The 14,213-nt window shown below is 63.8% G+C and carries 13 protein-coding genes; 3 read left to right on the top strand and 10 right to left on the bottom strand.

Features of this window, described 5'->3' with window-relative positions:
- Positions 1–150: 150 nt before the first annotated feature.
- Both ACIPVK_RS02150 and ACIPVK_RS02145 read right to left on the bottom strand, forming a co-directional pair.
- Positions 151–2,688 (bottom strand): ABC transporter permease, encoded by a 2,538-nt coding sequence (locus ACIPVK_RS02150; RefSeq protein ID WP_407610339.1) that lies wholly within the window; start codon positions 2,686–2,688, stop codon positions 151–153.
- A 3-nt stretch (positions 2,689–2,691) separates the two neighbouring features.
- Positions 2,692–3,444: an ABC transporter ATP-binding protein gene (locus ACIPVK_RS02145; protein WP_407610338.1), complete on the bottom strand. Its 753-nt coding sequence runs from the start codon at positions 3,442–3,444 to the stop codon at positions 2,692–2,694.
- Between the two features lie 120 nt (positions 3,445–3,564).
- On the opposite strand from ACIPVK_RS02145, the gene ACIPVK_RS02140 reads away from it, so the two are divergent.
- From ACIPVK_RS02140 to ACIPVK_RS02130, 3 genes are all read left to right on the top strand, one after another.
- Positions 3,565–4,128, top strand: coding sequence for a VanZ family protein (locus tag ACIPVK_RS02140; protein WP_407610337.1), 564 nt, complete (start codon positions 3,565–3,567; stop codon positions 4,126–4,128).
- 300 nt (positions 4,129–4,428) lie between these two features.
- Positions 4,429–5,190, top strand: coding sequence for a FadR/GntR family transcriptional regulator (locus ACIPVK_RS02135; RefSeq protein WP_407610336.1), 762 nt, complete (start codon positions 4,429–4,431; stop codon positions 5,188–5,190).
- Positions 5,187–5,891, top strand: coding sequence for a cache domain-containing protein (locus ACIPVK_RS02130; RefSeq protein ID WP_407610335.1), 705 nt, complete (start codon positions 5,187–5,189; stop codon positions 5,889–5,891). The genes ACIPVK_RS02135 and ACIPVK_RS02130 overlap by 4 nt, the downstream gene beginning before the upstream one ends.
- Before the next feature lie 48 nt (positions 5,892–5,939).
- Here ACIPVK_RS02130 and ACIPVK_RS02125 read toward each other — a convergent pair whose 3' ends face one another.
- From ACIPVK_RS02125 to ACIPVK_RS02090, 8 genes are all read right to left on the bottom strand, one after another.
- Complete coding sequence (locus ACIPVK_RS02125) at positions 5,940–6,764, bottom strand: gamma-glutamyl-gamma-aminobutyrate hydrolase family protein (RefSeq protein ID WP_407610334.1); 825 nt, start codon at positions 6,762–6,764, stop codon at positions 5,940–5,942.
- Positions 6,761–7,522, bottom strand: a complete 762-nt coding sequence (locus ACIPVK_RS02120) for a gamma-glutamyl-gamma-aminobutyrate hydrolase family protein (protein ID WP_407610333.1) — start codon at positions 7,520–7,522, stop codon at positions 6,761–6,763. The genes ACIPVK_RS02125 and ACIPVK_RS02120 overlap by 4 nt, the downstream gene beginning before the upstream one ends.
- Positions 7,519–8,241, bottom strand: a complete 723-nt coding sequence (locus ACIPVK_RS02115) for an ABC transporter substrate-binding protein (RefSeq protein ID WP_407610332.1) — start codon at positions 8,239–8,241, stop codon at positions 7,519–7,521. Before ACIPVK_RS02115 ends, ACIPVK_RS02120 begins: the two co-directional genes overlap by 4 nt.
- Complete coding sequence (locus tag ACIPVK_RS02110; protein WP_407610331.1) at positions 8,241–9,656, bottom strand: glutamine synthetase family protein; 1,416 nt, start codon at positions 9,654–9,656, stop codon at positions 8,241–8,243. Before ACIPVK_RS02110 ends, ACIPVK_RS02115 begins: the two co-directional genes overlap by 1 nt.
- Before the next feature lie 28 nt (positions 9,657–9,684).
- On the bottom strand, positions 9,685–10,914 hold the full coding sequence (locus ACIPVK_RS02105) for an NAD(P)/FAD-dependent oxidoreductase (protein WP_407610330.1): 1,230 nt from the start codon (positions 10,912–10,914) through the stop codon (positions 9,685–9,687).
- Positions 10,915–10,916: 2 nt separating this feature from the next.
- Entirely contained in the window at positions 10,917–11,108 is a 192-nt protein-coding gene (locus ACIPVK_RS02100; RefSeq protein WP_407610329.1) for a ferredoxin, read from the bottom strand.
- Between the two features lie 51 nt (positions 11,109–11,159).
- Entirely contained in the window at positions 11,160–12,371 is a 1,212-nt protein-coding gene (locus tag ACIPVK_RS02095; RefSeq protein ID WP_407610328.1) for a cytochrome P450, read from the bottom strand.
- Between the two features lie 72 nt (positions 12,372–12,443).
- A complete protein-coding gene (locus ACIPVK_RS02090) occupies positions 12,444–13,961 on the bottom strand; it encodes an APC family permease (RefSeq protein ID WP_407610327.1) in 1,518 nt (505 codons plus the stop codon).
- Positions 13,962–14,213: the final 252 nt, after the last annotated feature.

Below are 14,213 nucleotides of genomic sequence, written 5' to 3'. Positions count from 1 at the left end.
GACGTCGATCATGGTCCGGGCGGGCAGAACAAACCGAACATATCACGGTTGACCAGACCGATAATGCCGACGGACTGCTGGACCGGCCGAAGACGCGGAAGGTCCTGCTCGACCTCGAGCAGGACCCCCTGGGCTGGATTCGGCCGGCCGCTATTCGCTGGCCATCCCCTGCACCGGAGCCAGCTTCGCGGCCCGGCGGGCCGGGACTATCGAGGCGGCCAGCGCGGCAACCACGGACACGGCGATGACCCCGGCCAGCTGCAGCCACGGGATGGAGACGCTCATGGCACCGAAGGCGCCCATGACCGACTGGGCACCCAACAGGCCGTAGGCGGATCCGAGCAGCACGCCCAGCAGGGCGGCGACCCCGCCGATCAGCACGGCCTCGGTGGCCAGCATCTTCTTGAGCTGTCCCCGGGTCAGGCCCAGGGCCCGCAGCAGCGAGTTCTCCCGGGTGCGCTCGAGCACCGAGAGGCTCAGCGTGTTGGCCACGCCGATCAGCGCGATCAGCACCGCGACGGCCAGCAGGCCCGAGACGATCATCAGCAGCATGTCGATGACGGTGTTGAACATCTGCTTTTCCATGACGCCGCCGCCCACGGCGTATTCGTCCACGTTCAACGTGTCCGCCATGTCGGTCTGCAGCGTGCGCAGCGCGGCGGTGTCTAGCTGGTCATCGACCTTCAGCCACAGGACCGTGCGGGCGTTGGGGTCCTTGGCCACCGATTCCTTGGTCACTCCCAGCAGGGAGGTCGCGGTGTCCCAGCCGACGACGGGCTGCAGCGAGTTGCTTTCGGTGACGAGCATCTTCAGCTTTGCCGCCTGGCCGTCTAAGCCGGTGGCTTCCATGGTCTTGCCCTCGTTGTTGGAGGAGACCAGGACTTCCCCGGTGCCGGGGACCAGCTTGCTGCTGTTGAGCACGGACTTGAGCGTCCCGGGGTCGGTGGCGAAGATTTCCTGCCCGGTCTCCGAGTTGCCCACCCGCGTGAGCTCCGCGAGCCCCTCGACGCCGTTCATGGCCTTGACCTCGGCCAGGGCCTCGGGGGCGAAGGACGTGCCGGAGTTGTAGTCGTTGACCTCGACGTCCACCAGGAATTCGCTGCCCAGCGCCTCGCCGAGGGAGGACTTCGCCGTCTGGGCCCCGACCATCATCATGGACACCAGGGTCACGCCGATCAGCAGCGCCGTGGCGGTGGCCGTGGTGCGCCCGGGGTTGCGGACCGCGTTCAGGCTGGCCAGCTTGCCCGGGACGGTTCCGCCGGAAGTGAGCGCCCCGATCACCGAGACGGCCTTGGGCAGGAAGAGCGAGCCGAGCATCAGGATTCCGGGGAAGGAGAGCAGCCCGCCGCCAAAGGCAATGAGGATGTTTCCTTCGATGGCCCCGTAGGCGAGTGCCGCGGCGCCTGCTGACACCAGCAGCGCACCGAAGACGATGCGTAGCTTGCCGGCCTTGTTGCCCACCGTGGCGTCGTCGGCCGGGCGCAGTGCGGCCAGCGGGGCGACGGACATGGCCTTGCGCGCCGGCATCCACGCGGCGACCAGGGTGATGGCGGTGCCGGCAATGATCGGCAGCATGATGGCCTGGGACGTGACGGCCAGGGTGGCAAAGGACAATTCGGACACGGTGCTGGCCAGGATCTTGATCAGCGCGGCCATGATTCCCGTGGCCATCAGCACGCCGAGCACCGAGGCCAGCAGTCCGACGACAAGTGCCTCGATGAGCACCGAGGAACGGATCTGTTTGCGAACCGCGCCCAGGGTGCGCATGAGTGCCAGCTCGCGGGTTCGCTGGGCGATCAGCACGGCGAAGGTGTTCATGACCACCAGCCCGGTGACCACCAAGGCGATGAGCGCGAAGACCAACAGCACGATGGTCAGCTGGTCGTTGCCGCCGGAGAACGCGGCGACGTCGTCCACGATCTGTTCGTCGGGGGTCTTGACCTGGAAGTACTTCAGGCCGGTTGCCTCAAGAGCGGCGGCGATCGGCGCCTTGAGCGCCTGCAGGTCGGTGCCGTCCTTCGCCGCCAGGATGATGTGGCTGTAGGAGGTGTCGCCCGGGCCGGACAGGGAATCAAGCAGGGACTGGCTGGCGGTGAGGTTCATGGCCGAGCCGGTCATCGGATCGTTGGAGGCCGCGGTGATGCCGGTGACCTTCACGTGCTGGCTGATTTCCTTGCCCTCGTCGGTGGCGGTTCCCACGTCGAGGATGTCCCCCACGGAGATGTTGTATTCCTTGGCGTAGGTGGCGTCGACGGCCACCTGTTCGCGGCCGGTGGGCAGGGCTCCGGATTCGAGCACCGTGCTGCTCAGCCGCTTGTCGGTGGCAGCGGTGTTCACCGAGGCGTAGTACTGGCGACTTCCGGCGCGGACGCTGACCCCGGTGCCGGTGACCCCGTGGACCGCGTCCACTCCGTCGGTTCCTTCGACTGCTTCCAGGGCCTTCGATCCGAGCACGTAGGTTTCGGTCTTCTCTTCGTCCCCGTCGGCCATCTCGGCCATGTGGTCGGCACCGATGACCAGGTCGGCGCCGGAGTAGGAGGACCCGATGCTGTTTTTCAGGGTTTCGGTGGCCGAGGCGTTGACCATGAGGGTGGCGGCCAGGAAGGCGGTGCCGATCATGACCGCGAGCGTGACCGCGATGAAGCGGCGTGAATATGCCTTGAGGTTGGCAAAGGCTAGCTGCAGCAAGGCTTATGCACCCAACCCGGAAAGTGCCTGGGTCACCGAGTCGACGGTCGGGGCTTCGAGCTGGCCGACCAGTTCGCCGTCCTTCATCAAGAGCACGGTGTCCGCGTAGGAGGCCGCCACCGCGTCATGGGTGACCATGATGATGGTCTGGCCCATTTCCCGGGTTGAGGAACGCAGCAGCGAGAGCACCTCGGCGCCGGTGCGCGAGTCCAGGTTGCCGGTGGGTTCGTCGCCGAAGACGACCTCGGGGCGGGTGAGCAGGGCGCGGGCCACGGCCACGCGCTGCTGCTGGCCGCCGGAGAGTTCGTGGGGCTTGTGGTTCAGGCGGTCCTTCAGCCCCAGGGTGGCAACGATGGTCTCCAGCCACGCCTTGTCGTGCTTCTTGCCGGCCAGGGCCAGCGGCAGCAGGATGTTGGCCTCGGCGGTGAGCGTGGGGACGAGGTTGAAGGACTGGAATACGAAGCCGACCTGTTCCCGGCGCATCTTGGTCAGTGCATCGTCATTCAGCTTCGAGATGTCTGTCCCGCCGATGAAGATCTGCCCGCCGCTGGCATCGTCCAGGCCGGCCAGGCAATGCATGAGCGTGGACTTGCCGGATCCCGAGGGGCCCATGATCGCGGTGAACTTGCCGCGGGCGAAGGAGACATCCACGCCGCGCAGTGCCTCGACGCGGGTGGTGCCCTCGCCGTAGATCTTGGTCAGGTTCGTGGCGTGGACAGCAAAATCGGTGCTGGTATGAGGTGCAGTAATGGTCATGGTTCCACGTTATGTGGTCACTGTATGGTTTTGGATCATCCTGAGGGACCCTTTTATCCACCGCTTGGCTCATACCCGGGTATGAGACAGCAGCTTCACAGGGTCCACCGATACGCTTTGATGCCTATGCTCTATTTCGCCGTCCCCACCGTTGCCCTGCTTGTCGGGCTGGGCCTCGCCGCAAGCATCGCCTTGCTGGCCGCCCTTCTTTGGTTCGCTTCGAGCGGCAATGCCCGGGCCAAGCGGTGCGTGCTGCTGGTGGCCATTCCCGTGTGGGCCGTCGGCCTGGCCGTGGCGGTACTGCCCGCTGCTCCCCTGCCGGACCCTTCGATCCCGGCCGGCACCTTCAACTGGATTCCGTTCTTCGCGCACCGGGAGCGCGACCTGGCCGTGGAGACTGTCGCGAACCTCGGCCTCTTTGCCCCGCTGGGATTGATGCTGGCGTTCTGTTGGCGTCGTTTCGCGGTGCTGAAAACCACCGCGCTGGTCTTGGGCATCTCAATCTGCGTCGAGGCCACGCAGCTGGCACTGCGCAACAACCGCGCCGCGGACATCACCGACGTCATCACCAACACCGCCGGCGCATTCATTGCGGCGGCGATCGGGTGGGCGCTCGTTTCGCGCATGGGAAACAGAAAAGCCACGGCGGAGACCTCCGTCCCGGCGTCACTCCTGGAGGGGTAGCCCCGTGCAATCCACGGCCCGATAGTGATCGGATCACAGGTTTGAATTCTCCGCTCTGACTTCCAGCTCCATGCGCCGGTGGGGTCATGTTTAGTATTGTCGCGAAGCACTTGCTATGGATCCGCTTCCAGTCAACAAACACTGGAAGCGGATCAACGCGCCCCCGTCCCCGGGCCAGTTCCAGCCTGGACGAAGATATGTCCGATCGGCTATTCCAAACTACGTCGTGCTTCGACGTTTCGCCAGATGTTGCCGATAGACTGGGCACACTTTCCGATTGTCTGGCTTGGAGTACCCGGTTTGGCCTTGAATATGTCTTTCCAGTCGCAGATCTATCGATCCTTGCCCGATCTGGAACGTTCCGATGCCATCGTCAACCGCATCTCCAAGGCGATCACGCTTGGCATGCTGCGCGTCGGGGAACGCCTACCCAACGAGATCGAAATGTCAGAAATGTTCGGTGTTGCTGCAGCCACTCTGCGCGACGCCCTGGCCGTCCTTCGAGACCAGGGGATCGTCGAGACCAGACGCGGACGTAGCGGCGGGACGTTCATCCTGAAGCAGCCCCAATTCCAGCTGGAGGCCATGCGAGAGTGGCTAATGGCCACGTCGATTGCCGAGATCCGGGATCTGGGCGACGAACAGTCAGCCATTGCCGCGGCGACAGTCCGCTTGGCATGCGACCGGGCCGAGCCGCATGAACTAGAGAGACTGCAGGATATGGCACGCTCACTCGTCATGGCGGACAGTGCCCAGGCTAGGGCAAGGGCCGACAGCCGCTTTCACATCGAATTGGCGGTGACCGCTCAATCGACCCGCCTGGCAAATGCCGAAATCCGGTTGCAGGCCGAAACGGTGGAGGTCTTGTGGTCACCGTTGGTCGATGATTTTGATGCGGAACGGGCCACTGCTGAACATCTGGCGCTGGTGCGGGCCGTGTCCGAAAACCGCAGCCAGCAGGGGCAGCAATTGGTGATTGACCATATACGGCGCAGCACGCACCACCTAATTGATACGAAGCTGGCTTTGAGCTACTCCACCGACGTGAAGGAAAACCAATGAGTCTCTCCCAGCCGGCGGCAGCAGCGTTGGGATCCATTTCCGGGTGGTTCAATGATGCATCGGCGGACACCTATGCGATGGCCGCCGCGGTCACCGATCTGCTCACGCGAGATGTCGATCCGGGCGCACTGGTCACGAAACACGATCTGGCCGGGTTGAAGGCCCTCGCATCTGATTTCCTGCAACGGCATCCATTCGCCGTTGGATCCGGGGCAACGTTCTCCTCGGCTCGGGTAAGCGAGGGGCAAGGAGTCCTCGAGTGGTGGACGCCAGGGCCAAGCGGGTCCGAAAAATTGGTCTTTGACCTCGACCCGGATGGCGAGCGGTTCTACGACTACGAGCATCTTCCCTTCTTCAGCGCCGCCGAAAGAACGGGCGAGGCAACCATCTGGGGACCGTACGTCGATTATCTGGGTTCGGACGAATACATCCTCACTCACACCGCACCGTTCAAGATCCAAGGCGAGTTTGCGGGAGTTGCCGGCTACGACGTAACGGTGAGAGCGCTGGAAGTCATCTTCCTCCCAATGCTGCGTTCGATCCCGGGACACGCGGCCCTTTTGAACGCAAGCGATCGGGTCATCATCGGCAACTCCGGTGCATATCTTGTGGGAGAAAGAATCAAGTCCGCTCCAACCGGAAGCAGGATTGTGCCTTTGGAAGTCCCCCACCTGGGGTTGTCCATGTTGGTTCCGGCATAGCCGAACGACGGGTCGAACTGCTTCGACCCGCCATTCGCCTGAAGCTGCTTACGCGTTCTGCGCCAGCCGCTGACGCCGCAGAGCGGCTTGTTCCACCAGAGCCCCGAAGATCGCGCGGCGGTCTTCCGCCGATCCGTCGCGGTCCTCTGGATGCCATTGCACGGCGACGGCCCAGGTTCGCCCGGGGTGCTCTGTTCCCTCCACGATCCCGTCGTCGGCCACGGCGCTGACAACCAAGTCCGGGGCCACACGGTCCACAGCCTGGTGATGTCCGGAACGCACCGTGACGCGTTCATGGCCCAGGATCCCGTGGATCTTGCTGCCTTCGGCCAGGGTAACGCGTTCGTTGAGGAACATCGGCTTGCCGGGTTGTCCCTGGTGCAGAGCCGAGGGCACGATGTCCGGCACCAGTGTCCCGCCGAGCGCCACGTTGAAAAGCTGGGATCCACGGCAGATCGCAAGCAGCGGCTGGTCCTTCTCAAGGGTCCGATGGATCATGGCGATGCAGAATTCATCGGCAGTGCGGTCCACCCCGTAGGCCTTGGGGATCGGCCCCTGAAGCCCGTACAGTGCCCCGTCCACGTCACCGCCACCGAGAAACAGCACCGCGTCGGCTTCCTCGGCGGCAAACGCCGCTTGCGGGTCCGCCGTGGAACTGTCGATCAGGACAGCGCGGGCACCGTCTTCCAGCAATTGGTCGAAGGCACTGCGGGTGAAGTCGCGCATGATCCTGTAGCTCTCGCCAACCATGCCCGGGAACGTCAGTGAGACCACCACTGCCACCAAGGGAGCATCCGGGGGAAGCAAATCGAACCCTTCCGGGATGACTTCTTCCAGGGTCAAAACCCGGTCATCCTGTGGATCGGAACTCATGAACTCAAAACCTCCAAATTATTCGTCTGCAAGTGTGCGGGCCCCGGGGCCAGGCGGGTCCTGGCTGCCTCGACGACCCAGCTGAAGAGTGCATGATCACTGGGCGATTCCGCTGCCAAATCCTCGGGATGCCATTGGACAGCCAGCAGCGCCGCGTCCGGAACCTCGAGCGCTTCAATGACCCCGTCCGGAGACGTCGCGGCAACCCGCAATCCCTCGCCAACCCGGTCGACCGCTTGGTGGTGGTACGAGGAGGTGCGCACGGGGTCGGTCCCCAGAACCGAGGCAAGGAGCGTGCCCGGCACGCAGGCCACCGGGTGTTCGGCGCCGCGGTGTTGGATCGCGCCGGGTTCCAGATGTCCCAGAAGCGTTCCGCCGTGGACGACGTTGAGCAATTGCATGCCGCGGCAAATGGCCAACGTCGGGATCCCTGAATCGAGGCAGGCCTGCAGGAGGGCAGCCTCATAGTCGTCCTGCCCCGGGTGGTCGGCCGGCCAATAATGCTCGTCAGGCTCACTTCCGTAGCGGCGCGGATCGATGTCTGCCCCACCCGGAATGACCACCCCGTCCAAGCGGGCGAGCTGGTCAGCAGCCGACTCGCTGCTGCCCGGAAACAGGGCCACGGGTTCCCCGCCTGCCCGGTCGATCGAGGCCAGCACCGCCACTGCCACGGCCGCCCCCGCGAAGCGCATGCCCTGGACCTTGGCAGACCACATGGCCGGGACGCCTATCAGCGGGCGGCGGGTTGCTCCCGTCATGCGAGGCTGCCCGTGTCTACCTCGACGCTGTTCCCCAGCGGAAAATCGAGGGCGGGCATCCAGGCGTTCCATGCCTCATGCAGGGCGCCGTCCGCGATCACGGCCGTGAGCGCGGCGTTGAGTTCCTCGCGCAGGCCGGGGTTGTCCTTGGCGATCCCGATCCCCCACGGGTTGCGGGTCGCCACGGTGAAGGCCACGTCGTAGCGCGGGTCGTCACTCAGCGGCACCAGCACCACGTCGTCGTCCACCATGGCGTCGACGCTGGCATCCGCCACCGCCTCCAGCATGTCCTCGTAGACGGTGTCGCCGCTGAACGGCACGATGATCGCCCCGTCGAAGGTTCGTGCAAGTGCCATGTTGGCGCTGCCCTCGATGGCTGCCACCCGGTACCCGGACAGGTCGGCCGGGGTGCGGGCGGGGTCGCCCTTGCGCACCAAGACCGTTTCGTCGAAGACTGCGTAGGGGCGGGTGAAATCCACCACCGCCTGGCGCTCGGGAATGATGCCCTGCCCGCACCACACCGCATCAACCCGGTGGTCGCGCACCGCGGGCAGCATTTCGTCCCATCCCATAACGACCCATTCGATGGTCCTGCCCATGCGCGAGGCCACAAGTTCCGCGGCCGCCGGTTCATAGCCGGTGCGTTGGCCATTGGAGTCGCGTAGCGAAAAGAGCGGGGGCGCGTCAGCGTCGATGCAGGCCAGTTTAAGCGTTGTCATTACGGCATCGTCTCCCAGTACATTTCGCGGTCCCATTCGGTGATCGAGCCGCAGTAGCGGGCCCATTCCTCTTCCTTGAGCTTGGTGTAGATGGAGACCAGATCCGCCGGCAGCTGCGAGGTCAGGTAGGTGTCCGAGACGAACGCCCCGATGGCATCGCCCAAGGTCAGCGGCAGCTGGGCACCGAGCGCCGGCGCGCTGTCGCAGGCCTCGTCGGGGGCTGAGGGCTCAAGCTTGCGGTTGATCCCGTCCTCCATCGAGGCGATGAGCAGCGTGTGGGACAGGTAGGGGTTCACCGCGGCGTCCGGCACCCGGTATTCCATCCGGCCATTGGCCGAGATGCGGATCAGGCAGCCTCGCGAGTCCAGGCCCCAGTTGGCGGTCGACGGCGCAAATTGTCCGGCGTCCCAGAACCGCTTGTAGGAGTTCACGGTGGAGGCCATCACCGCCATGGAACCCTGGGCATGGGCCAGCATTCCGCCAATGGCGTGCCGGGCGGTTTCCGAGACGTGCAGTTCCACCCGGCCGGCATCCTCGATGACGTTGGTGTCCCCGTCCCAGAGACTGAGGTTGTGGTGGCAGCCGTTGCCCATCTGGCCGTTGTAGGGCTTTGGCATGAAGGATGCGGTGACACCGAATTCACGGGCGACCTGCTTGCAGATCTGCCGGTAGGTGACCAACCGGTCGGCGGTCTTTTCCACGCGGTCGTACATCCAGTTCAGTTCCAGTTGGCCGTCGTCCTCGTAGTCGCCCTCGATCATGTCCAGGCCCATTGCCTTGGAGTAGGTGACGAGCTTCTTATAGATCGGGCGCATGCGCTCGAGGTTCTCGACCTGGTAGGCGGGGCTGGAGCCGGGCCGCTTGACGACCTCGAGGCCGGGGCCTTCCCAGGTCATTTCCGGTTCGGTGCCCGACCGCACCTCGAACCCGGTGCGTTCGGTGAACGCGGCGTGGGTGCGTGCCAGCAAAGAACGGGTGTCGATGGCCAACGGACGGCCACCGACCTCCGGCAGGTGCGGGGGCTCATAGGCGGTGCAGAAGATCCGCGCGACCGAGGTGTCCCAGGGCAGCACCACGAAGGAGTCCGGTTCCGGCAGCGCCCAGAATTCGCGCGCCTCGATGCCGCCGCCGATCAGGTTTCCGTGGCGGTCGTTCTGCAGGTCGGAGAGGGCGGTGCGGTGGAAGCAGATGCCTTTTTCCAGGTTGCGTCGGAAGTGGTTGGCCGGAACCATCTTGGCGACGACGCGCGAGCCAATGGTGGGCAGCGCGTAGTAGATGTACTCGACGCCGGCGGCCTCGATCTTGGCCGCAAGGTCCTTGACGATCTGGGGCTCGAGGTTGCGGGCCTGGTGCCGGGAAAAGGCTTCGCGGTCCAACATGGTGTCGGTTTCGGTTCGGAGTGCTTGCAAGGTCATGGGACTCAACTCGTTTCTTCTGGAAGTCTTAGCTGGTGACAAGGGCGCCGGCGTCAAGAACCAGCTGGCGGTAATGCAAATGTCTCGATGCCGGCAGGCCTGCGTTGACGACGCCGATAAGCGTGTTCCCGCGGTAATAGCCCACCGCAACGCCTGTGTGAGGTTGACCGGGGTCGCCCTCCAGCACTCGGATTTCCTCGGCCTGGGCCGGGGAACCTATGCCGTTGATCCGGGTTCCGAAGATGTCGGTCCAGAAGGTCGGAAGCGGTGCGGGCAAATCTGCCGGCTGCTGGCCGGAGAGCCCGGCGACCAATGCGGGGGCCGCAATCTTGGCGGTGTCGGTGGGAGTCGCCCAATGCTCCACGCGCCGGGCCGAACTCCCGTTGCGGACATCGGGGTACCGCGCAATGTCCCCGACGGCGACGACACCGGGCACCAATTTCCCATCGGCGGCCAGGACCCGGAGGTGCCTGTCGCATTCCACACCGTCGCCGAGGTCTAGTCCGTTTCCTTGGAGCCATTCGACATTCGCGTCGGACCCCACAGCCTCGATTATGACCTCGGCCGCTACCGTGCTGCCGTCGGAGAGCTCGATCCCTGTACAGGATCCATCTCCCCGATAGGCAACCACGGAAACCCCTTCCCGACACTCCACGCCGCGGTTCGAGAGCATCTCTCTCACCCCGGAGGAGAGTGCAGGTCCCAATGGTCGTTCCATCGGGCCGGTGCGTCCCTCCACAAGGGTCACCGTGCAGCCCAGTGAGGCCGCTGTTGCCGCACTTTCGCATCCGATGAACCCGGAGCCGATGACGCCGACCCGGGTTCCCGGCCGCAGCACCGCGTGCAGGGCCAGGGCGTCGTCGATGCTGCGCAGGACGTGGCGTCCGGGCAAGGGTCCGGGCACGGCAACGCGAGCAGGACGCAGCCCCGTGGCAATCACCAGCCCGTCGAAACCTAGTTCTTCCCCGTCGTCGAGAGTGATCGTGCGGGTGGCGAAGTTGGAGGAGCCGATGCGGGCTCCCAATCGCCACTGGATTCCGGTGGCACTTCGCCGCGGCCGAAATGCCAGCTTGGCCAGCGCCTCGGTAGGGCTTCCGGGATCGGCCAGGACGTCTTTGGAGAGCGGCGGCCGGTTGTAGGGCGGATGACTTTCTTCCCCGATGACCAGGATTTCACCTTCCCAGCCTGCGGCCCGAAGCTGTTCGGCGGCGCGCAGTCCCCCCAGCGATGCGCCGGCGACAATGATCCGCTGGCCCATGGCTAGTCCTTCACGAAGATGGCTTGGACTGGACACACGTCGATGGCTTCCTCGACTTCGTCCAGCAATTCGTCGTCAAAGGCTTCCTCGTATTCAAGGATTCCTTCGTCGTTCATCGAGAAGATTTTCGGGGCGGCGATGGCACACTGGCCATGGTTGTCGCATAATTTACGGTCGACGGTGATCTGTGCCATGGTGAAGCTCGTTTCTTTATTGCTGGTGGTGATGTGGAGAGAGCGGAGGGCTTAGACGCGCTCGGTGAATCCGATTGGGAGCCGAATGGGTCCGGTGTTGCCCGAGTCGGGCAACCATTCGTCCCCGCCGGTCAGGTGCGGGTTGGCAAGGCGGCTGGCCAGCAACGGAAGTGCTTCACTCATATCGGCTCGGGCCACGAAGTGTCCGAGGCAGTGGTGCACACCCCCTCCGAACCCGTAGTGGGCGGAGTGCTCGCCAAGAAGGTCCAATTCGGGGTCGGGGAACGCAAGGGGATCGGTGCCGGAGGCCTGGGTGAACAGGTGCACGGTTGTGCCGGCGGCGATCTCAAGCCCCTGGTATTCAAAGTCCTCGACAGCCTCGCGAGTCACCCAGGTGACGGTCGGGTTGATGCGCATGACCTCTTCGACGGCCTTGCTCCCGAGCTCCGGTCGTTCGGCCAGGAGTTCCCATTGCTCCGGGTTCCGCATGAAAGATTGCATTGCCAGGCCCAACTGGTTTCGAGTGGTGTCCATACCACCGAAGATCAGCAGCACCAGGGCGTTGCGGAGTTCCTCGTCGTTGAGCTTGTCGCCATCCCGGCTGGCTAGGACCAGCCGAGAGACAAAGTCCTCGCCCGGGTTGGCCTGGCGGTCCCTGATGAGGTTTTCCGCGTAGGCATAGAGCTCGGCTACGGCCGCGTCAACCTTGTCCAGGTCCTGCTTGAAGGTGACGCCCAGTGCCAGTCCGATGGTGGAAGCAAGACGGGCGATGGTCGGCCACTCGCTTTCCGGAATGCCCAACAAGATCGTCAGCACGCGGGTGGCGTACGGTTCGGCGAAATCTCCGATGAACTCGCAGGAACCGCTGTCGATGAAATCGTCAATGAGTTCATTGGCCAGCGCCTGGAAACGCGGTACCAGGCCCTTGATCAGTCGCGGTGAAAAGGCCGGGTTGAGCAGGCGCCGGATCCGGTGGTGGTCTTCGCCCTCCAACACGAGCAGATTCTTGGTCCACCAGTCAAAGAACAAACCGCCATGCACACCGTTGTGTGCGGGCCACTTGGCGCTGCCCTGGATGAGCTTCGGGCTCTTGAGCAGCTTGCTGACTTCGTCGTAGCGCAACACGGCAATGCCGTAGTTGGTTTTCGCGTACCAGCTTGCTTCCCGGGCATTCCGGAGCTCCTCGGACTGCATGGCGAAGCTCGGATCCGAGATGTCGAGGTAGGGGATGTTGACTTGGTTCGGGGCGGTTTCGACACTCATGGTGCGATCCTTTCGTTGTGGTGCTGGCCTTACGGAGCGGGACTGGCGGCTACACCCAGCGGGTGCATGGCATTAGCTGGCGCTGACGGTTGTCCGGGGATTGATGGCGTCGGCTGCCGGGGCATCGCCCTTGAGATGCGGCTTGCGAAGCGCCAGGTACAGGCCGCCGATTCCCAGTACGACTAGTGAGGAAATCAGGACAATGTAGTTTGCGAACCATCCGGCCTCCGGAGTGCGCGGCCAGGCCATGTTCACCATGCCCAGGACCCCCCACAGCAGTGCCATCACGTTGACCGGAATGCCCCAGCGACCAAGCTGGTATTTGCCCGACGGCGTCCATCCCTTGAGCCGTGCACGCAGGGAAGCCAGCACGACCATTTGGAAGCCCAGATACATCCCCATGGCCGCGAAGGAGATGATGGCAACCAGTGCATCCTCGGAGATCTTGGAACCAATCACGACCAGTGCGGGGAACGCCCCGGCGACCAACAGTGCATACGGCGGCACATGTCGCCGATCGCTGAAGTGGCTGAGCAAGGAACTGAACGGCAGAATCCCGTCGCGGGCCATGGAGTAGGTGAGTCGGCTCGCGGCAGCCTGCAGGCTCAAAACGCACGACACGAAGGAAATCAGGACCACACCGAGCACGACCTTGTAACCAACAGGACCGAAGGCCGCCATCAGCACGCCCACGAGCGGGTCGGAGTCGGCACCTGAAATCACGGCACCGAAATCGGGAACCGCGAGAATGAGCGAGAGGCAGACGAACATCGCTGCGGCTCCCCCGATGTAGATGGTCATGCGCATGGCCTTGGGGATGGCGCGGCCCGGGTTCGGGACTTCCTCTGCAACGTCGCCACAGGCCTCGAAGCCGTAGTACTGAAAAATTCCGATCAGACCGGCGGCAGCGAAGGCCACGAAGTAGTCGGCGCCTTCACCCGCGCCAAAGGTGTTGAAGAGGACAGACAAGTCGTGGTTGCGGTGACCCACAATCAACCAGAGGCCGACAACGACGGCACCGCCAAGTTCCGCGATCAGGCCGAGCATTGCGACCTTGTTCAGAACGCCGGTGCCGAGGAGGTTGAGGCAAGTTGCCAGGGCGATGACCACCAAGGCGGCAAGAATAGTTGCGTTGACGCTGCTTTCCAATCCAAGGAATGCCGCAAGGTACGGGCCTGCTCCATATGCCACGGAGGCAATCGTCGTCAGGAGCGCGGCAAGATAGACCCAGCCGTTCATCCAGCCCCACTTGCGACCCCACAAGCGTCGCGACCAGGGATAGACGCCACCGGCGACCGGGTAGTTGGATACGATTTCGCCGAAGACCATGGCAACGAAAAGCTGACCGGCTCCCACGATGAGCAATGACCAGAACATCGGCGGCCCTGCAGTGCCCAATGCGATCGCAAAGAGGGAATAGATTCCCACTACGGGTGACAGGTAGGTGAACCCCAGCGAGACATTCCCCCAGAACGTCATTTCTCGCTTGAATTGCTTCTCGTATTTGTAGCCAAGAGATGCCAGATGTGCGGCATCCTCGTCGTGAGAATGGGATGAGGCCTCGGGTACTTTACGTGACTCTACGGACACGACGTCTCCTTGTTGGATTTCGATGAAGTGATCGAGTGAACAGAGCCACGCGTCACTGTGACTCTAATCACGTGGCCTCCGGTAAGAAAAACTGTAACTGTGAATGATTTAGAACACAAGCCCCTGCGAGCAATTTGCCCAAGCGCGAGATGGCAGACCTTCGGCCCCTGATTCCCGGGCAAATCCGGGCCAATACTTAGCGTATTGAGGCTCTGACGACCACCCCTCGGTCGCCTGGGCATGATCGGCGAT

Origin of the sequence: Paeniglutamicibacter sp. MACA_103, assembly GCF_045798555.1 — a bacterium.
Taxonomy (GTDB): Bacteria; Actinomycetota; Actinomycetes; order Actinomycetales; family Micrococcaceae; genus Paeniglutamicibacter.
The sequence above is the reverse complement of the archived record's forward strand: the minus strand, read 5'-3'. Positions and strand labels throughout refer to the sequence as shown.